Origin of the sequence: Paraburkholderia sp. NPDC080076 (genome assembly GCF_050281145.1) — a bacterium.
Classification (GTDB): Bacteria; Pseudomonadota; Gammaproteobacteria; order Burkholderiales; family Burkholderiaceae; genus Paraburkholderia.
On sequence record NZ_JBNNWQ010000009.1, the window covers coordinates 60,967 to 78,689 of the forward strand.

Here is a 17,723-nt window from a genome sequence, read left to right on the forward strand (position 1 = left end):
TAGAAGTCCTGACGAATTTGCAATAGTTAAAGTTTCATTGGGTCTCCATAGCCTACTGCTTATACACGCTCAATTCCTTGACGCGCGTGATCTTCTCGATCAGATTCGCGCCTTCTTCCATCAGGAAGCGTTTGAAGGCGACCGCAACCGGCGGCAGCCGCTTGTTCTTGCGATGCACCACGTACCAGTTCAGCATGACCGGAAAGCTCTCGACGTCGAGCACGACCAGATGGCCGAGCTGCAATTCGAGGCTGATGGTATGCGCGGACAGGAAGGCGATGCCCATGCCCGCGATCACGGCCTGCTTGATCGTCTCGGTGCTCTTGATCTCCATGGCGATCTTGAGGTTGGCAAGACGCCCGGCGAAGCCTTCTTCCATCGAATTCCACGTGTCCGAGCCGCGCTCCCGCACGATGAACGCTTCGCTCGCCAATTGGCTGAACTTGATGTTGCGCTTGTTTGCAAGCGGATGCGTGGGCGCCGCCACGATCACATACGGGTGCGGCGCGAACGGCTCGTTGGTCGCGTCGGTCTCGTGCGGCGGGCGCACCATCACCGCGAGGTCGGTCTGGTTGGTGGCGAGCTGATGGAGCAGTTCCTCGCGATTGTGCACGGCGAGGTTGAGCACGACGCCCGAGTAGCGGCGCGTGAATTCAGCGAGCAGCCGCGGAAAGAAGTAGTCGCCGGCGCTGATCACCGCGACATTCAGCTTGCCGCCGGAGACGCCTTTGAGCTGACTCATCGCTTCGTCGACTTCGTGGAACTGCTGGATGATCGCGCGGCTGTAGTGAAGCATTTCGGTGCCGGCCGGCGTCAGATAGATTTTTTTACCGAGTTGTTCGAACAACGGCAGCCCGGCGTGTTCTTCGAGTTGCCGGACCTGGGTGGAGACGGCCGGCTGTGTGAGGTGCAATTCCTCGGCGGCGCGCGAGAAGCTCAGGTGGCGCGCCACCGTTTCGAAAACCTTCAGTTGCCGCAGAGTCGCATTCCGCATCGTCATGACCGATGTATAAGCAAATGTGAATCAACATAATAACAAACTTTAATTATTAGTAATTCAGCAATGACCCTAGCATGGCTCTGTATAAGAAAGCGGAATTGCCGCCAGCGGAGTCGGCGAAAAACTCGGGGTTAACGCTTGGATTTGAGGCCTGTTGGACGAGGCGCCGGCGTCTCGCAGTGTAAAAAAGCATTAATTGATCGGAATAAAGCGCTTCCCAGAAAGCGATGATTTAAGCTGGTCTATTTTTAAAGCAGCGAATTAAAGACGCAAATATCAAATATTCCCGAAGGGCACGGCTTTTCGGGTCAAAACCATAAGGTGGGACGAATACAGCACGGCGTCTCCCGAAGGGATTTCCTTCGGGACGTTGGCCGGCTGCACCAAATAAATAGTGGAGACAAGGCACATGGACGATATCAGTCAGCAGACTACGACCCGCGCGTTTTGGGCGAACCGTTGGTGGCAACTCGTCATCGGCATGGTGTGTATGGCCCTGGTGGCCAATCTTCAATACGCCTGGACGCTGTTCGTCACGCCGATGAACGCGCGGCATCACTGGGGCGAAGCGTCCATTCAACTTGCGTTCGCTATTTTCATTCTCACTGAAACGTGGCTCGTGCCGCTCGAAGGCTGGCTCGTCGACAGGTTCGGACCCCGGCCCGTGGTCGCGGGCGGCGCCATTTGCGCGGGCATTGCCTGGGTGATGAATTCGTATATCACGACCTTGCCGATGCTGTACGTCTCCGCGGTCATCGCCGGGATCGGTGCGGGTGGCGTGTACGGCACGTGCGTGGGCAATGCGTTGAAATGGTTTCCCGACCGCCGCGGACTTGCCGCGGGTCTCACTGCTGCGGGCTTCGGCGCGGGCGCTGCGGTGACGGTGATTCCGATCGCCAACATGATCACGCGTTCGGGCTATGAGCACACGTTCTTCTTCTTCGGCATTCTGCAAGGTGGATGCATTCTGGCGCTCGCGCTGTTGTTGAAGAAGCCGACCGCGCGCCTGCAAGCCGCACCGAAGAGGAAGTTCGCCGTCTCGAAGGTCGACTTCACGCCCGGTCAGATGATCAAGACGCCAGTGTTCTGGGTGATCTACGTGTCGTTCGTCGCGGTGGCCGCGGGCGGCTTGATGGCGACCGCGCAGATCGGTCCGATCGCCAAAGACTGGGGCCTCGCACGCATCCCGATGACGATCTTCGGCATGACCTTGCCGCTCCTGACCGCCACGCTGTCCATCGACAACGTCTGTAACGGTTTTACGCGTCCGCTGTGCGGCTTTATCTCCGACAAGCTCGGCCGTGAAAACACGATGTTCGTGATCTTCATCGGCGAGGGCCTGGCGCTGCTCGGCTTGATGGAGTACGGCACCAACCCGTATGCGTTCATGACGTTCGCCGCGTTGATCTTTCTGTTCTGGGGCGAAATCTTCTCGATCTTCCCGGCGATCTGTGCCGATACCTTCGGCAGCAAATATGCCGCGGCCAACGCAGGCACGTTGTACACCGCCAAGGGCACGGCTTCGCTGCTGGTGCCGATCGCCTCGGTACTGTCGGCGACGGGCGGCTGGAATCTCGTCTTCGTCGTTTCCGCCGTCGTGACGATCGCCGCGGGCATCTCGGCGAAATTCATACTCGCACCGATGCGCTCGCGTTGGATCGAATCGCACGATGAGCCGCAGGGTGTGCTTGCCGTTGCCGGCAACGGCAAGGCGTCGCGGTTGAGCCACTGGCCTGAGCAGACAGGGGAATAGCATAAATGGCCCACACCCGGCAGTGACGTTATGAATGTTTCGTTGCAGCAACTCAAGGTGTTTGTCGCCGTTGCGCGTGAGCGGAGTTTTACGCGCGCGGCGCGTGAGTTCGATCTGACGCAATCGGCGGTGAGCCGTTGCGTGCGTGAACTCGAAGAAGCCGTCGAATTGAAGCTGTTCGACCGTACCACGCGCCAGGTCGAACTGACTCATGCGGGCGCGAGCCTCGAGCGAAGGATCGGCCGGCTGCTCGATGAAATCGAACTGACGCTGCGGGAAGAGCGGGCCGCTTACGACGGGCACACTGGCGTAGTGGTATTGGCCAGCAATCCTGTGTTGTCGTCGAGTTGGGTGGCGCAGGGACTCGCGCACTGCGCGGCGGCTTTTCCTGAGCTCGCCGTGTCCGTCAGGGATCAGCCGCAAAGCAGTGTGCTAACCAGCGTGGAACAAGGCGAGGTGGACTTCGGCGTGGTTTCGATGGCCGAGCCGCTTGCCAGCGACCTGTTGCACGCGCAACTGGTTTTCACGACGCCGCTCCATGCGGTGATGCCACCTGCCCATCCGCTTGCCCGCCACGCGAGCGTTGCATGGAGCGAGTTGCACGAATGGGCGCTCGTCACGCTGAACGCCGACACGGGTGTGCGCGCGGCGCTCGAACTCGCCTTCAACACGAACGGCGTTAAACGACGGCCGGTGCAGGAACTCGGACATGTCGCGGCGGTGCTGCGCATGGTCGAACTGGGGCTCGGCATCGGCATATTGCCCATCGACACGCATTGGCCCGCAATAGGCGCATCATTGGTCAGCCGGCCGCTCGCGCCCGCGATGAATCTGGCGACACTGCTCGTGCATCGCCGCAACCGTTCCCTCCGACCCAACGCCGCGGCGGCCTGGGCACAGTTCTCCGCGACTTCACATGCCACCGGCGTGTCGCCGTCCGCTGCGCAGATAGACGCGAAGCCGACCGTTGCGCGCGACGGCGCCGTCCTCCACGAGCCCTAGCGTCTTTTACCTGAGCCGGCTCGCAAGCACTCAGCCCACGCAACATCCAAGCAAGGAGCTTCATGATGGAAACTGAAACCGACCTCAGGCGCCATGATTTGCTGATTGACGGCAAGCGTTTGCCGCCCGGCACCGGCGAGTATTCCGTCGATATCAACCCCGCCACCGAAGAGCCGATCGCGCTGGTTGCGCAAGGCAGCGCCGCCGACGTGGATGCCGCCGTGCGCGCGGCGCGCGCCGCATTGAAGGTATGGAACGGCATACGGACGGCTGAGCGGGCCCGCATACTGATGCGTCTCGCAGGCCTGATGCGCGCGAATCTCGAGGAACTCGCCGCGCTCGAAAGTCTCGACGCCGGCAAGCCGATCGCGGCGGTGATGCGCCAGGACATCCCGGCCGCGATCGATACGCTCGAATACTACGCAGGCTGGTGCGACAAGATCAACGGTCAGGTCGTGCCGGTGCGCCCCGATGCATTGACCTACACGTTGCGTGAACCCGTGGGCGTAGTCGCCGCGATCGTGCCGTGGAATTTCCCGCTGATGATCGGCATGTGGAAGATCGCGCCGGCGCTCGCGTGCGGTTGCACGCTGATCGTCAAGCCCGCGGAGATCACGCCGCTGACCGCGCTGCGCATCGGCGAACTCGCACTCGAAGCGGGTGTGCCGCCGGGCGTGCTGAATATCGTCACCGGCAAGGGACGTGTGGTCGGCGATGCGCTGGTCGCGCATCCCGGCGTCGACAAGGTGACGTTCACGGGCTCGCCCTCCGTGGGGCGCGGCATTCTGCAAGGCGCCGCCAGCAATTTCAAACGCGTTACGCTGGAACTCGGCGGCAAGTCGGCCAACCTGATTTTCCCGGATGCCAATCTCGACAACGCGGTGCGCGCCGCGGCGTCGGGGATCTTCTTCAATACCGGCCAGGTGTGTTCGGCGGGTTCGCGCATTCTCGCCCATCGCGATGTGTACGACGAAGTGGTCGAGCGTCTCGCCGCGCGTGCGAAGTCGATCAAGGTCGGCGATCCGTCGTCGCGCGAAACGTCGATGGGGCCGCTCATCTCCGCGGCGCAGATGAAGACCGTGCTGGGCTATGTCGAAACGGGCCGCGCCGAAGGGGCGTCGCTCGTAGCCGGCGGCGCGCGGGTGGGCGAGCGCGGCTTCTTTGTCGAGCCGACTGTGTTTGCCAACGTCGAGCATGAAATGCGCATTTCGCAGGAGGAGATCTTCGGGCCGGTGGCGAGCGTGATTCGTTTCAACGACGAAGCAGACGCGATAAGGATTGCCAATGGCACGTTGTATAGCCTCGCGGCGGGCGTGTGGAGTGCGGACATCGGCCGGGTGCATCGGGTTGCGCGCGATCTGAAGGCGGGGACCGTGTGGATCAACACATACGGCTACACCGATGTGCGCCTGCCGTGGGGAGGATCGGGCGACTCGGGATTTGGCCGCGAACACGGCGACGTTGCGATTGAGAACTTCACTGAACCCAAGGCGGTGTGGCTCGCTATCGATCAGTAGCGTTAAAAAAGGATCGAACGCGCGCGGCGTTCGATCCTTTCTTGTTTGCGTTTGACGGTATGCGAGAGAGAGCGAGTTTCTGATCGCTCTCTCTCTTTTGAGCCTCAAGCCCCCTGCAATGCCATCCGTTCACGCAGTTTGATGAGCGCCAGCACGACATCGATAGTCGGCGTGGGCTCCGCGACGAGGCGGCCCATTTCCTGCACGACCGTCAGAAGCGGATCGATCTCCATCGGCCGACGATTCTCCAGGTCGACCAGCGTCGAGGTCTTGTGCGCGCCGACCGCGCCCGCGCCATCGATACGCTTTTCCACGTCGACTCGAAAGTGCACGCCGAATTGATCCGCAATGCGCTTGGCTTCGAGCATCATCGTGCGCGATACCGCGCGCGTGCCGGGGTCGCTGGTGAGCACGTCGAGCGTGGCATGCGTCAATGCGCTGATCGGGTTGAAGCACAGGTTGCCCCATAGTTTCAGCCAGATTTCGTCGCGGATATTGTCGCGAATCGGCGCCTCGAAACCTGCCGTCTGCATGATTTCGTGCAATTGCTGAATGCGCGGCGTGCGTTCTCCGCTCGGCTCGCCGATCGGGAATTTCTTGCCGTACACGTGTTTGATCACACCCGGTTCGACGATTTCGGCGGCGGGGTACAGCACGCAGCCGATCGCCCGTTCGGGCCCGAGCTTCGTCCATTGGCTGCCGTCCGGGTCGACGCTGGCGAGACGCGTGCCGGCGAATCGGCCGCCGTGCTGATAGAAGTACCAGTACGGAATGCCGTTGACGCCCGTGACGATGGCCGTGTGCTTGCCGAGCAGCGGCTGCATTGCATCGACCACGCCGGGCAGCGAATGCGCCTTTAGCGTAATGATCACGAAGTCCTGTACGCCGAGCTCGCGCGGATCGGACGTGCAGCGCACAGGCGCGCTGAACGTCTCGCCGTCCATGATCAGACGCGCGCCGTGCTCGCGCATTGCCGCGAGATGCGGACCGCGCGCGACGAAACTCACATCCGCACCGGCGCGTGCAAGTTGCACACCCATCAAGCCGCCGATCGCTCCCGCTCCGAAGACACAGATCTTCATGATGCCGCTCCTCTGATGATGAAAAGTCGCTTGCCCGATGCCGTATCTCGCCGTGCACGGTTTGCGGGTCATTGTTCGAGCATACGGGGGCGGGACGATTGCAGATAGTTAAAGTTTGTCGACGAATGCATTAGGGATGGGTTATGGATGACGCGACGCCCGAGAACGCGGGAAGGGAACTGTACTGAACCGGAAAGCAAGGCGGGAAGCGCACGAATGCCGCAATTGATTGGGAAATCTCTTAAGCCTGGGAAATCTACGTGGGCGCAGAACGCGACTTCTTTGAGAAGTTACGCATGCAGGCGACATCGCAAGCAGAATGTTGAGAGTGGCGCCAGAAAGTCAAAGGTTGATGTGAGCTATCCCGTCGTGTTCTTGTGTGTGGCGCCCGTGCGGATAACTTTTCAACTGTTCAAAATACCGGCGAATGGCGGTCGCACGCGTTGCCACAAATCAGCCCTGTTAAACACATTGGCGTGGCTTTATTTATTTGCGGAGGATACGGCTCGACATGAGTTGCCGCCTTCTGGTTGAAACCAGCCTCCCGGTCGACAAGATTGCCCGCCGATGCGGAATTGCGCTCGAGCGAAACGGCGTGATTGGCCGCGCCGAGTGCTCAATGTCCAACTTCCTCACCCCCGCCTCACCATCAAAAACCCCACCCCAATCGCCGCCAGAAATCCCCCACAGCAGCGATTAAACCACCGCCTTACCCTGGCACGCACCAGCCACTTCCCAAGATACATCCCGGCCCACGAATACAACGCAATAGCAAACCACTCCAGCACGAGAAAGCTCGCCCCAAGCACCGCAAACTGCGGCAGCATCGGCTTCGCAATATCAACGAACTGCGGCAAGAACGCGGTAAACACCAGAATAGCCTTCGGATTGCCGGCGGCCACGAGAAACTCCCTTCGCGCGACCCGCCCAAGCGACGCCTCTTCCTGCTGCGTCGTGTCGATCGTAGGCGCATCACTGCGCCACAACTGAATGGCCAACCAGATCAGATAAGCCGCGCCGGCCAGTTTGATCGCGAGAAAGAACCACTCCGAGGCGTGCAACACAACCGCAAGACCGGTTGCGGCAAGCACGAGCATCACGGCGAATGCGACCAGGCGCCCCATGCCGCCGACGAACGCGGTCATGAAACCGTGACGCGCCGCTACATTGATCGACAGCAGATTATTGGGCCCGGGCGCGAGATTGATCGCGAAGCAGGCAGGCAGGAAGAACAGCCAGGCGGTGATGGACATGACGGCTCGCAGGTAAAACGCAGTTGCCACGGAGCGCGGCACGCTATTGCAAATTGTAGCGAACCCGCCCGACCCGATGTCGACGATGCGCTTAATTCACCGCTTTGACAAACCCCGGATCGCCGATCAAAGCGTCGACGCTCAACTTGACGGTATCTTCAATAGCGATGGTGCTACTGGTGAACTTCGGCGACTTTTGCTTGACCGTCTTGGTGGTCGAAAACACGACCTTCTGGGTCGCGGCGTCGGTCACCACATAACGCATTTTCAGCGTCCACAACGCCGGCGAGCGTGTGTCGTCCACAGTGAATTTCTCGATGCTGCCGCTGAGGACGCGCTCGCCTGCGTCGAGATGAAAGCCGGCGATCCGTAGACTGGTCACAATTCCGTTGCGCACGGTTTCATTGATATCGTCCTTGAGCACGATGCCCGTCATCGCCGTGTTTTCGATGCGGTTCGGCGACACTTGTCCGCTGCGAGCGGGCATATAGGCGAAGTCACGGGCAGGGGCAACGCTGAGCCAGCCGGTCGGATGCGCTACCGCGCGCGGCGAGCTATTCAGGCCGAACCAGGACCACGAGCAGGCGGAGAGCATCAACGGCAGCGCGATCGTCCCGCATCCCTTGAGCACGGTCGATGTCAAGGGTGAACGCGTGGAATTGAGCGACTGCGGCAGAGACGCGCTCCGATGCGGCGACTCAGTCGCTGTGCTGGAAAAAGCGGCGGTCGAGGTCAGAGGAGTTGCCCTTTTAGATTGAATCAAGCCGGGGAATAAACGACATGGTAACAGCGGCCCGGACCCGCGCATCTCTTATTCAGGGAGCGCTCTGCCTCTCGCAAGGAAGAAACACGTCAAGCCGTCAGAAGAACCCGGCTTTTCCTTGAGTCATATCCACCAACGCTCGCTGGGCATCATCGACCGCGTTGATGGGCAAACGGATCGTCATTTTCACCAGCATCGCGTAGGCGCTGTCCACGAGCGCATAGCCTTCGGCATCGATCCATCGGCGCACTTTCGCCTCGTCGGCGTAACTCACCTCGACGATCAGCGAAACCTGTGCAATCCGCTCGACGCGCGGCGCATCCAGCAGCGCCGAAGCGATCGCATCGGTGTATGCGCGCACGAGGCCGCCGGCGCCGAGCTTCACGCCGCCGTAATAACGCACGACGGCGGCCAGCACGCCGTCCAGATCGTGATGCCGCAACACTTCGAGAATCGGCCGGCCCGCAGTGCCGGAGGGCTCGCCGTCGTCCGACATGCCGGACTGGCCACCTGCCAACAGCGCCCAGCAGACATGCGTCGCGGCAGGATGCTCGTCGCGCAGGCGCCGCAATTCGGCCATCGCGGCGTCGCGGTCGGCGACCGGTAGCGCGTACGCAATGAATCGGCTCTTGCGAATCTCGAGTTCCGCGCTCAACGGCGCGGGCAGGGTGTAAGTGGGCAAGGCAAAGACTTCGGTGAATGGAAACGCTGACCGCGCGCGGTCTTACGCCCGCCATGGTAACGGATCGACGGCTCGCTAATGGACAATCTCCGAGACGGCCATGCACGGCTTGCGCGGCGGGTTTGCGGCGTGCGTTGTGCCGGCCCACTCGCCGCGCGTTTATCGCGTAAGTCATGGCGATGCGCCGGACGGCACGCACGGCGCGCGCCAGTCAGAAATCGCCCGTTCGTCTACAATCTTCCGCTGAACACGCGCGGCTGTCCGCCGGAACCAGCGCGTCAAAGGAGACGACATGCTTGACCTATCCACGTTAGGGACTTTCGTAGCCGTTGTACTCGGGCTCTTTCTGATTCCGGGTCCGGCGGTGCTGCTGGTGTTGACGCGCACCGTGCATGGCGGCCGCAAGGCCGGCATTCTCACCGGCCTAGGCATTGCGGTTGGCGATTTCATTCATACGCTGGGCGCGTCGGTCGGCCTCTCGGCGCTGCTGATGACCTCGGCGCTGGCCTTCAACGCGGTCAAGTTCGTTGGCGCGGCCTACCTCGTTTATCTGGGCATTCGCGCGTTGCGCGAGAAGCAGGCGAGCGCGCATATGCCGACCGTCGCCCCGGTGTCAGCCTCGAAAGCCTTCTTTCAGGCCATTCCCGCCGAAGTGCTGAATCCCAAGACCGCACTGTTTTTCCTCGCGTTTCTGCCGCAGTTCGTTCGTCCCGAACACGGTTCCACGTTTCTGCAGTTCACCACACTGGGCCTCATCTTTGTCGGCATGAGCGCGCTTTACACGACGCTGATCGTGCTGACGATTCGTCCGCTGGGCAAATTCGTCAAGCGTCTGACGTGGCTGACGCGCTGGCAGAACAAGATCATCGGCGTGCTGTTCATTTCGCTCGGCCTGCGCGTGGCCACGCAGACGCGTTGATCGATTCGCGCGGCCTCGCTTCATCGCAGCGTCAGCGAGGCCGCACTCCCGCTAGATATTGCGGCGCTGGCGCCTGAGACGGCCTTCGCGCGCGTACTCCATCTGACCTTCCGTGCGGACCGCGAGCCTTTCCTGCTCGGCGCGGCTCATCTGCCGCGTATCGTCGATGTCGCCGACACGCAGCACTTCCTGCGCTATCCTGATGCGCAACGTCATCAACGGTTCGCCGCGCTCGACCAGCGTGCGGTCCGCAGCGCGTGCCTGCTGAACGCCGCAGTCGATCAGGTTGCGCAGTTCCAGCAGCGTGAGCCGCTGCCGCTGGATTTCGAGGATGAGCCGCTGGACGGCCTGCTCGTCGCGCGTGCGCCACCAGGCGCGCAGCTCGGCGAGCGTGGGAGGTTCGAAGGGTGGAAGGCGCATTGCTCAGACGAAAAAGTACTGTATATATGTACAGTATATCCCGTCTTTTTACGGAATCGCGTAGAGCGCGTTTGCCGGTTCACCGGCGTCGCAGGCGAGGGCGTGAATAGCTCAGGACAGCGCGAGCATGATGGACGTGGACACCACGATGATGAAAAGACACGCGGCGGTGAGAATGTCGTAGGGATAGTTCATGTTATGAGCATCTGACGTAGCGGTGTGAAGGGCCATCATAGGGATAAGCGCGCGGCACGACTGTTAAGCTTTGCAAGACCTAGGCGCTGTCCGGCTACGTATGACTGGAGGGGAAAGATGAACGAGGCAGCAACGCGCGTGCCTACGCATGCACCGGAGATCGAGTTCTGGTTCGACTTCGGCAGCAACTACAGCTACCTCAGCGTCATGCGCGTCGAAGCTGAGGCTGCGGCGCGAGGTGTGCGGATTCTCTGGCGTCCCTTCTTGCTGGGGCCGGTCTTTCGCGACCTCGGTTTCGACAATTCGCCGTTCGTGCTGCAGAAGGAGAAGGGCGCATATGTGTGGAAGGACATGGAACGGCAATGCCGCAAATACGGCATCGCCCTGACGCGTCCCACCACGTTCCCGCGCGCGGCGCTTCTTGCAATGCGCGTGGCGCTGCTCGGCGCGGATCGCGAATGGATTGCCGCCTATTGCCGCAAGATCATGCAATTGAACTTCGCGCATGACCGCGATATCGGTTCGATGGAGGTGGTGAGCGAAGCGCTCGATGAACTGGATTTGCCGGCGCGGGAGATCATCGCCGAAGCGCAAAGCGACGCGAACAAACTGCGCTTGCGTGAACAGACCGCGGCAGCCGCGGACCGAGGGATTTTCGGCGCGCCGACGTTCTTTGTCGGCGATGAAATGTTCTGGGGCAACGACCGGCTGGACGATGCGTTGGACTACTGCGCATCGCTCGCCACGCGCGGCTAGCGTGACGAATGGTGACGAATGGCGACGAGTGCGCGGCGCGCGATCGGCGCGCAAGCGTGTTATTCGTTGCCGTCCTGACAAAAACGCCGGCCCGGCACGTGCGAGACGACAGCCTGAGCGATTTCAAGCGGCGTACTCTCGGCGGGCACCACCCGGCGGCTCGATTCGGGCGTGTGCTTCATGGTCCATTCGACGAGCCGGTATGAGCGCCCCCAAGGATGCTGCAGCGGGTCCGAGACCTTGCATGAGTGAATCTGGCTGACCCATTCGTTGCCGGGCATGGTGCGCAGATGCTCGAATACCGTGTCTTCAACCATGGTTTGACTCCTTCTTCGCGGGCCTGCAGCCCATCTTCTGGCGCGTCGTCGACACCCCGGGGAAAAAGCGCCGCCGATGTTCTGGCGGCTTCAACAGGGGATGTTGTGCCTCATGGTTACAGCAAAGAATTAAGCCAGACTTAAGAAGGCGCAAAAGCGGATCGCGTAACAGCGTGGTCGCCGCGATCGGGCCCTCAAGACCTCGCGAAATCCGCCGTTATTACAGCGATTGGGGGTCGCCAACCCCGCTTCGCCTTCGGGCCCGCACCTATAAAGTGACGAACCTCGCCCAAACGCCGCTTTCCGAGCGCCTTCGTTCGCTCGTCGATACCGTGCAGCACAACGAGCGCACGCTGCGGCGCTTCCAGAACGTCGAGTTGCGTTTGATCGGCGCTCAGGACTTCGCATCGTTTCTCGACACGCTGTTCACTCAGTTGCCGCGGGAATTTTCGCTGACGGGCGTGACGCTCTGGCTCGACGACCGCGCGCCGATGCTGCGCGAGCTGCTCGAACCGGTCGCCTTGCGCGCACTCGATCAGTCGAAGCTGCGCACCTCGCGCGAAGGCGGTCTTGCCGCACAAGGTCTGTGCGAAGAGGGCCGGCCGTGGCTCGGCAAGCCGCACGACATGGATGACGCGGCGCGACGCGCGTTCTTCGGCGACACCGAAGCACCGGCAAGCGCGATCCTGTTGCCGCTTGCCGCGGGCGACACCGTCAGCGGCTATCTCTGTCTCGGCAGCGACGACCCGGCGCGTTTCGGCCAAGGCATGGCCACCGACATTCTGGAGCGCTTCGCGAGCATCGTGACAGCGAGTCTCGACAACGTGGCGCATCGCGAGCGGCTCAAACAACTGGGCATGACCGATTCGTTGACGGGCCTCGCCAATCGCCGCTATTTCGACGAGCGGCTGCGCGAGGAGATCATGCGCGCCGTTCGCTATTGCGTGCCGGTGGCATGTCTGTTCATCGATATCGACAGCTTCAAGCGGATCAACGACACCTACGGCCATCAGACCGGCGACCGCGCGTTGGCGGCGGTGGCGGCTTGCGTGCGGCAACAGGTGCGCCTGGGCGATACCGTGGCGCGTTATGGCGGCGAAGAATTCGCCGCGCTGCTACAGGGCGACCGCGCGGATGCGCTCACGGTCGCCGAGCGTGTGCGCCTCGCGGTCGAGCGACTCGCTTTGCAGGACGATCATGGCGAGCGCATCGCCTTGACGGTGTCGATCGGTGTGGCGGCGCGTACGATCAGCGGCACGCCGACCGAGGCGGCCAAACTAGGCGGCGCGATGATGGAAGAAGCCGATCGCGCGATGTATCAGGCCAAACGCAACGGCCGCAATCGCATCGAGGCGCTGGTGAATGCGGGCGGCGAGCAGATGGCTCGTTGATCTATGCCGCTGAAGCTCGCATCGAACTTGCGTGACCGGCTGCTCGGCGCGCATGCCGCTTGAGGTTCTCAAGTGCCCGGCGCATCCGGCGGCACACCCAGCAATTGCAGTGCTCCGCCCGTCACTCCGCTGAACACCGGACCGGCCACCGTCCCACCATAAAACGCCTTGCCCGCCGGGTCGTCGATCATCACGGCGACGATCAGGCGCGGGTCGCTCATCGGCGCCATGCCGACGAACAACGCGCGGTAGCGGTTTTTCGCGTAGGTCGCGCCGACCTGTTTGCGCGCCGTGCCGGTCTTGCCGCCAATCCGGTAGCCTTCCACTGTCGCCGCGCGTCCTGTGCCGCCCACGCCGGTCGCCATTTCCAACATCGAGCGGATGGCGCGCGCAGTGGCCGGCGTCGTGACCGCCTGGCCCTTGTCGCCGGATTGCGCGACCGCGCCCGCTCCATTGCGCAACAGACTCACGCGATGCATCGTGCCGTCGCCGGCATAGGCCGTGTACACCTGCGCCATTTGCAATAGCGACGTGGACAGCCCGTAGCCGTACGCCATGGTCGCCTGTTCGATCGGCCGCCAGCGTTTGTACGGACGCACCTTGCCCGACGCCACGCCCGGAAACGTCAGCTCGGGCCGCAAGCCGAGCCCGTATTCCTGATACTTGGTCCAGATTTTTTCGGCGGGCAGATTCAGCGCGAGCTTGGCGAGCGCGATATTGCTCGACTTCTGCACGGCTTCGGCGACGGTCATCACGCCATGGTTCGAGGTGTCGTGGATGACGGCCGGCCCGATCTTGTACCAGCCAGGCGCGGTATCGATGACACTTTGCGGCCGCACCTTGCCCTCGTCGATCGAGAGCGCGACGACCACCGGCTTGATCGTCGAGCCCGGCTCGAAGGTGTCGACCACCGCGCGATTGCGCAACTGGCGGCCGGTCAGGCGCGCGCGGTCATTCGGATCGAAGCTCGGGTAGTTGGCGAGCGCCAGAATCTCGCCATTGCGCGCGTCGAGCACCACCACGCTGCCGGCTTCGGCGTGATGTTTGGCAATCGCGTCCTTCAGCTGCGCATAGGCGAGCTGCTGAATCCGCCGGTCGATCGTCAGGTGGATGGTCTCGCCGTTCTGCGCGGGCACGAGCGGCCGGGTCTCGGACACCACGCGGCCCAGACGGTCACGGATCACTTCGCGCTGGCCGGGCACGCCGAGCAGTTGCTCGTTGGCCGCGAGTTCGACGCCTTCCTGGCCGTTGTCCTCGATATCCGTGAAGCCGACCACGTGCGCCGCCGATTCGCCTTCGGGATAAAAGCGCTTCGAATCGGCGATCTGCGTGATGCCCGCGAGGCCAAGCTTGGACAGATGCCCGGCGGTCTCGGCGTCCACCTGGCGCTTGAGCAGGACGAAGGTCTTGTCGCCGTTCAGACGCCGGCGCAGTTCCGCCAGCGGCAGATCGAGCAGCTTCGAGAGCGGCGCGATCGCGGCTTCGTCGATCAGTTTGGGCGAAGCCCAGATCTCGTAAGTTGCGAGACTGACGGCGAGCATCGAGCCATTGCGATCGACGATCCGCCCGCGCGTCGCGTCGAGTTCGATGGTGCGCTGATAGCGCTTTTGCCCTTGGTCGACGTAGAAGTCCTGGTTCACCACCTGCACCCAGAACGCACGCCCCGCGAGCGAGGCGAACGCGCCGAACACCAGCAGGACGATGAATTTCGAACGCCACATCGGCAGGCGCGCGGCCAGCAACTGGTTCTTCGCGACGGGCGCGTAGGGATCGTGCGACTGCGATTTCTTCTTCTGGATCATTGGGTGCGGATAACGAACAGCTCGATTAACTTGCGCCGCCCGAATCGGCGGCGGTGAATACCTTGAGTTGCCAGCGGAATCGCACGGCCAGCATGCGCACCGCGAAACCGCCTGCGAGCACCACGACCGACGCCGGCCCCGGTGCCACGCCGCAGGCTTGCAAGGCCACATACACGGCGCCGGCGCCGAGCGCGATGCTGGCGTACAACTCCTGACGCAACACCAGCGGCATCTGGTTGCACAGCACGTCGCGCAACATGCCGCCGCACACGCCGGTGACCGCGCCGGCCAGCACGACAATGGCGGGGCTCACGTCCAGCGTCGCGGCCACGTCGCAGCCGATCACCGTGAAGGCGATCAGGCCGATCGCGTCGACCGTGACGAAGAGCCTCTGCCAGTTGCGCAGCCACTTCGCGCACGCCGCGGCAACCGACGCCGCCCCGATTGTAATGAGAACGTAATCTGGATGCGAGATCCACGCAAGGGGATAGTGACCGAGCAGGACGTCGCGCACCGTGCCGCCGCCGAGCGCGGTCACGGTGCCGACGAGGCACAGACCGAAACGATCCATGCCGCGGCGCATGCCCATGAGCGCGCCGGACATGGCTTCCGCGACGATCGCGAGCAGGTAGAGGAGATGGAGCAGCATGACGGCGAGCCTCGATGAACGGCGCTCGCGGACGGCTCCGGCGTGGAGCGCATCTGCGCGGCGGGCGTCAAAAAAGCGGCCATTATCGTAAGCGTGCCGTCAGCATGAAAATGCCTTAAGCAAAATTCGGCGATGCCAAATTTGGCTTAATCTGGTTGCGGTTCGGCGCGTGGTAAGCGTTTGCTGAGCAAGGCGACACCAGGTGCGCCAGAGGTGGTCCAAGGTGGACCGAGGCGCGCGCGGGCGTAAAAAAACCGCGCGGACTTAAAAAATCCGTGCGGCTCTTTCGTTCGATTAGTGCGTCGACTCCGACGCGGCGTGTTAAAGAGGCGCTCCCTGCCTGTTGAGCGCCTTCTTTTTTTGTGTGCTGCTTGTTCCGGTTTCGGCCGGTCTGAAAATGCTCAGGCCGGCAGCGCGAAGCTCGAAATCGCTTCGCGCAACACACCCACCTGGTCCTTCAGCGAATGTGCCGCGGCGGCGGCCTCTTCGACCAGTGCCGCGTTCTGCTGCGTGACCTGATCCATTTCGCCGACCGCGCGATTGACCTGCTCGATGCCCGCGCTCTGTTCACGCGAGGCGTTGCTGATCTCTTCGAGAATCTCGTTCACGCGACGCACCGACTGCACGATTTCGCCCATCGTCGAACCGGCGTTGGCGACCAGCGACGCGCCGGCTTCTACCGTATTCGTCGAGGTTTCGATCAAGGCCTTGATTTCCTTCGCCGCCGTGGCCGAACGTTGCGCGAGGCTGCGCACTTCGGCCGCGACCACCGCGAAACCACGACCCTGTTCGCCGGCGCGGGCCGCTTCGACCGCCGCGTTGAGCGCGAGAATGTTGGTCTGGAAGGCGATGCCGTCGATCACGCCGATGATGTCGCCGATCTGCCGCGAGCTGGCGGTGATCTCGCCCATCGTGCGGACCACGTCGTCGACCACGCGGCTGCCGCGCGTGGCGACATCCGCGGCCTGGCCGGCGAGGTGCGCGGCCTGCAGCGCGCTGTCCGCGTTCTGCTTCACGTTGACCGTCATCTGATCCATGCTCGACGCCGTTTCGACGAGCGCGGCCGCCTGTTCTTCCGTGCGTTGCGAGAGATCCGTGTTGCCGGCGGCGATTTCGGTCGCGCCGATATTGATGTTCTCGGTGCCGAGACGCACGCGCGACACCGTCTCGACGAGACCGGCCTGCATCGTCTGGAGCGCATGCAGCAGGCTGCCGGTGTAATCCGACTGAACCGGCACGCGCGTGGCGAGATTGCCGTGCGCCATCAACTGCGCGTGTTCCACGGCTACTTCGAGATCGCCGCCGAGCGTGCGGCGAATACTGCGCAGCACCAGCAGCATGACGGCGGTGGCGATCGCGCCGAGCGTGACGGTGATGGCGAGCCAGCGCAGCAGATTGGCGTAGAACGCGCTTTGCACGTCGTCCATATACATGCCGGTGACGAGATACCAGTCCCACGGCGCGAAGTGAATCGAGTAGCTGGTTTTGGCGACCGGTTTGTCGCTCCCCGGCTTGGACCACAGGTAGTCGACAAAGCCGCCGCCCTCGCGATTGCCCGCGTTGACGATATCGACGAACAGATGGTTGCCCGCCGGATCGGTGAACTGCGCGAGATTCTTGCCGACCATTTCCGGTTTGATCGGATGCATCAGCATGGCGGGCTGCGAATCGTTGACGGAGATGTAGCCGTCTTTGCCGTAGCGCATGGCCGCGAGGCTTTCCAGCGCCTGCTTCTTCGCTTCGTCTTCGGTAATGGTGTGCTGCTGCGCGAGCGCGTCGTAACGGCCGACGATGTGGTTGGCCTGGTCGATCAGCGATTTCAGCTGATCGCGGCGGTCCGAGATCATCGAGGCACGGTTTTGCCATGCGCCGAAGCCGCCGATCAGGATCAGGCCGATCCAGAGGACGGCGATCATCGAGGCCAGTTTTCTGTTCAAAGTCATAGCGGTTTTTGCTTTCGCACAGTGGTCGGTCAGGGATTGGATTCGCTTGTGGCGAGTGGCTTGTCGCTGACTGTGTTTACGGCGCGGCGGCATGGGGTCCGCAGGGCAGGGGAAACCCGCTGTTAAACATTTCTATTCGTCTGACTAAAAAGACCTTTTACCGTTGGAACGGCATTTTTTATGTTTCATCAAGTGGATTTATTCATTTTTTGCTTATTCAATCAGGCTTTCTCGCTATTGCCAATTAAAAATGTCGGTGTTGATGAATCGGCATTAATA

The 17,723-nt window shown here is 62.2% G+C and carries 17 protein-coding genes and 1 pseudogene; 7 read left to right on the plus strand and 11 right to left on the minus strand.

The window, feature by feature from the left end; all coding sequences use genetic code 11:
* Positions 1-52 precede the first annotated feature (52 nt).
* Positions 53-1,000, minus strand: a complete 948-nt coding sequence (locus tag ACQKRQ_RS30095) for a LysR family transcriptional regulator (RefSeq protein ID WP_132382092.1) — start codon at positions 998-1,000, stop codon at positions 53-55.
* A gap of 409 nt (positions 1,001-1,409) precedes the next feature.
* On the opposite strand from ACQKRQ_RS30095, the gene oxlT reads away from it, so the two are divergent.
* The 3 genes from oxlT to ACQKRQ_RS30110 all read left to right on the plus strand — a co-directional run bounded on the left by oxlT (position 1,410) and on the right by ACQKRQ_RS30110 (position 5,272).
* The gene (gene oxlT, locus ACQKRQ_RS30100) at positions 1,410-2,753 is read left to right on the plus strand and encodes an oxalate/formate MFS antiporter (RefSeq protein ID WP_427481222.1); all 1,344 of its coding nucleotides are present in this window, start codon (positions 1,410-1,412) and stop codon (positions 2,751-2,753) included.
* Between the two features lie 30 nt (positions 2,754-2,783).
* Positions 2,784-3,755, plus strand: coding sequence for a LysR family transcriptional regulator (locus tag ACQKRQ_RS30105; RefSeq protein ID WP_427481223.1), 972 nt, complete (start codon positions 2,784-2,786; stop codon positions 3,753-3,755).
* A gap of 65 nt (positions 3,756-3,820) precedes the next feature.
* The gene (locus tag ACQKRQ_RS30110) at positions 3,821-5,272 is read left to right on the plus strand and encodes an aldehyde dehydrogenase family protein (protein ID WP_408176945.1); all 1,452 of its coding nucleotides are present in this window, start codon (positions 3,821-3,823) and stop codon (positions 5,270-5,272) included.
* A gap of 104 nt (positions 5,273-5,376) precedes the next feature.
* Here ACQKRQ_RS30110 and ACQKRQ_RS30115 read toward each other — a convergent pair whose 3' ends face one another.
* Positions 5,377-6,354: a 2-dehydropantoate 2-reductase gene (locus ACQKRQ_RS30115; RefSeq protein WP_132382098.1), complete on the minus strand. Its 978-nt coding sequence runs from the start codon at positions 6,352-6,354 to the stop codon at positions 5,377-5,379.
* Positions 6,355-6,841: 487 nt separating this feature from the next.
* On the opposite strand from ACQKRQ_RS30115, the pseudogene ACQKRQ_RS30120 reads away from it, so the two are divergent.
* Positions 6,842-7,054: pseudogene (locus tag ACQKRQ_RS30120) on the plus strand (hypothetical protein); the annotation flags it as partial.
* Here ACQKRQ_RS30120 and ACQKRQ_RS30125 read toward each other — a convergent pair.
* The 3 genes from ACQKRQ_RS30125 to ACQKRQ_RS30135 all read right to left on the minus strand — a co-directional run bounded on the left by ACQKRQ_RS30125 (position 6,987) and on the right by ACQKRQ_RS30135 (position 9,052).
* On the minus strand, positions 6,987-7,607 hold the full coding sequence (locus ACQKRQ_RS30125) for a LysE family translocator (RefSeq protein ID WP_408281915.1): 621 nt from the start codon (positions 7,605-7,607) through the stop codon (positions 6,987-6,989). The pseudogene ACQKRQ_RS30120 and the gene ACQKRQ_RS30125 overlap by 68 nt on opposite strands.
* Before the next feature lie 91 nt (positions 7,608-7,698).
* On the minus strand, positions 7,699-8,238 hold the full coding sequence (locus tag ACQKRQ_RS30130) for a hypothetical protein (protein ID WP_132383260.1): 540 nt from the start codon (positions 8,236-8,238) through the stop codon (positions 7,699-7,701).
* Positions 8,239-8,467: 229 nt separating this feature from the next.
* A complete protein-coding gene (locus ACQKRQ_RS30135) occupies positions 8,468-9,052 on the minus strand; it encodes an IMPACT family protein (RefSeq protein WP_132382102.1) in 585 nt (194 codons plus the stop codon).
* A gap of 292 nt (positions 9,053-9,344) precedes the next feature.
* Here ACQKRQ_RS30135 and ACQKRQ_RS30140 point away from each other — a divergent pair, with 292 nt between their 5' ends.
* Positions 9,345-9,971, plus strand: coding sequence for a LysE family translocator (locus ACQKRQ_RS30140; RefSeq protein WP_132382104.1), 627 nt, complete (start codon positions 9,345-9,347; stop codon positions 9,969-9,971).
* A 51-nt stretch (positions 9,972-10,022) separates the two neighbouring features.
* On the opposite strand, the gene ACQKRQ_RS30145 is transcribed toward ACQKRQ_RS30140, so the two are convergent.
* Both ACQKRQ_RS30145 and ACQKRQ_RS30150 read right to left on the minus strand, forming a co-directional pair.
* Positions 10,023-10,391 (minus strand): hypothetical protein, encoded by a 369-nt coding sequence (locus ACQKRQ_RS30145; protein WP_132382106.1) that lies wholly within the window; start codon positions 10,389-10,391, stop codon positions 10,023-10,025.
* A gap of 111 nt (positions 10,392-10,502) precedes the next feature.
* Positions 10,503-10,625 (minus strand): hypothetical protein, encoded by a 123-nt coding sequence (locus ACQKRQ_RS30150; RefSeq protein ID WP_279388643.1) that lies wholly within the window; start codon positions 10,623-10,625, stop codon positions 10,503-10,505.
* Positions 10,626-10,703: 78 nt separating this feature from the next.
* Here ACQKRQ_RS30150 and ACQKRQ_RS30155 point away from each other — a divergent pair, with 78 nt between their 5' ends.
* On the plus strand, positions 10,704-11,342 hold the full coding sequence (locus tag ACQKRQ_RS30155) for a 2-hydroxychromene-2-carboxylate isomerase (RefSeq protein WP_427481224.1): 639 nt from the start codon (positions 10,704-10,706) through the stop codon (positions 11,340-11,342).
* 59 nt (positions 11,343-11,401) lie between these two features.
* On the opposite strand, the gene ACQKRQ_RS30160 is transcribed toward ACQKRQ_RS30155, so the two are convergent.
* The gene (locus ACQKRQ_RS30160) at positions 11,402-11,659 is read right to left on the minus strand and encodes a DUF2866 domain-containing protein (RefSeq protein ID WP_132382110.1); all 258 of its coding nucleotides are present in this window, start codon (positions 11,657-11,659) and stop codon (positions 11,402-11,404) included.
* Between the two features lie 275 nt (positions 11,660-11,934).
* On the opposite strand from ACQKRQ_RS30160, the gene ACQKRQ_RS30165 reads away from it, so the two are divergent.
* Positions 11,935-13,050: a GGDEF domain-containing protein gene (locus ACQKRQ_RS30165; RefSeq protein WP_408281910.1), complete on the plus strand. Its 1,116-nt coding sequence runs from the start codon at positions 11,935-11,937 to the stop codon at positions 13,048-13,050.
* Positions 13,051-13,118: 68 nt separating this feature from the next.
* Here the strand turns inward: ACQKRQ_RS30165 and ACQKRQ_RS30170 are convergent, their stop codons facing one another.
* The 3 genes from ACQKRQ_RS30170 to ACQKRQ_RS30180 all read right to left on the minus strand — a co-directional run bounded on the left by ACQKRQ_RS30170 (position 13,119) and on the right by ACQKRQ_RS30180 (position 17,444).
* The gene (locus tag ACQKRQ_RS30170; RefSeq protein WP_427481225.1) at positions 13,119-14,852 is read right to left on the minus strand and encodes a peptidoglycan D,D-transpeptidase FtsI family protein; all 1,734 of its coding nucleotides are present in this window, start codon (positions 14,850-14,852) and stop codon (positions 13,119-13,121) included.
* Between the two features lie 25 nt (positions 14,853-14,877).
* Positions 14,878-15,501 carry a trimeric intracellular cation channel family protein gene (locus ACQKRQ_RS30175; protein WP_427481226.1) on the minus strand — a complete coding sequence of 208 codons (624 nt, stop codon included), beginning with the start codon at positions 15,499-15,501 and terminating at the stop codon, positions 14,878-14,880.
* Positions 15,502-15,902: 401 nt separating this feature from the next.
* Positions 15,903-17,444, minus strand: a complete 1,542-nt coding sequence (locus tag ACQKRQ_RS30180) for a methyl-accepting chemotaxis protein (protein ID WP_427481227.1) — start codon at positions 17,442-17,444, stop codon at positions 15,903-15,905.
* Positions 17,445-17,723: the final 279 nt, after the last annotated feature.

What these genes read in the sequence shown, in the direction of transcription:
- ACQKRQ_RS30095 (WP_132382092.1), bottom strand. Translation starts at nt 1,000, where the DNA reads ATGACGATGCGGAATGCGACTCTGCGGCAACTGAAGGTTTTCGAAACG.
- oxlT (WP_427481222.1), top strand. Translation starts at nt 1,410, where the DNA reads ATGGACGATATCAGTCAGCAGACTACGACCCGCGCGTTTTGGGCGAAC.
- ACQKRQ_RS30105 (WP_427481223.1), top strand. Translation starts at nt 2,784, where the DNA reads ATGAATGTTTCGTTGCAGCAACTCAAGGTGTTTGTCGCCGTTGCGCGT.
- ACQKRQ_RS30110 (WP_408176945.1), top strand. Translation starts at nt 3,821, where the DNA reads ATGGAAACTGAAACCGACCTCAGGCGCCATGATTTGCTGATTGACGGC.
- ACQKRQ_RS30115 (WP_132382098.1), bottom strand. Translation starts at nt 6,354, where the DNA reads ATGAAGATCTGTGTCTTCGGAGCGGGAGCGATCGGCGGCTTGATGGGT.
- ACQKRQ_RS30125 (WP_408281915.1), bottom strand. Translation starts at nt 7,607, where the DNA reads ATGTCCATCACCGCCTGGCTGTTCTTCCTGCCTGCCTGCTTCGCGATC.
- ACQKRQ_RS30140 (WP_132382104.1), top strand. Translation starts at nt 9,345, where the DNA reads ATGCTTGACCTATCCACGTTAGGGACTTTCGTAGCCGTTGTACTCGGG.
- ACQKRQ_RS30145 (WP_132382106.1), bottom strand. Translation starts at nt 10,391, where the DNA reads ATGCGCCTTCCACCCTTCGAACCTCCCACGCTCGCCGAGCTGCGCGCC.
- ACQKRQ_RS30150 (WP_279388643.1), bottom strand. Translation starts at nt 10,625, where the DNA reads ATGATGGCCCTTCACACCGCTACGTCAGATGCTCATAACATGAACTAT.
- ACQKRQ_RS30155 (WP_427481224.1), top strand. Translation starts at nt 10,704, where the DNA reads ATGAACGAGGCAGCAACGCGCGTGCCTACGCATGCACCGGAGATCGAG.
- ACQKRQ_RS30160 (WP_132382110.1), bottom strand. Translation starts at nt 11,659, where the DNA reads ATGGTTGAAGACACGGTATTCGAGCATCTGCGCACCATGCCCGGCAAC.
- ACQKRQ_RS30170 (WP_427481225.1), bottom strand. Translation starts at nt 14,852, where the DNA reads ATGATCCAGAAGAAGAAATCGCAGTCGCACGATCCCTACGCGCCCGTC.
- ACQKRQ_RS30175 (WP_427481226.1), bottom strand. Translation starts at nt 15,501, where the DNA reads ATGCTGCTCCATCTCCTCTACCTGCTCGCGATCGTCGCGGAAGCCATG.
- ACQKRQ_RS30180 (WP_427481227.1), bottom strand. Translation starts at nt 17,444, where the DNA reads ATGACTTTGAACAGAAAACTGGCCTCGATGATCGCCGTCCTCTGGATC.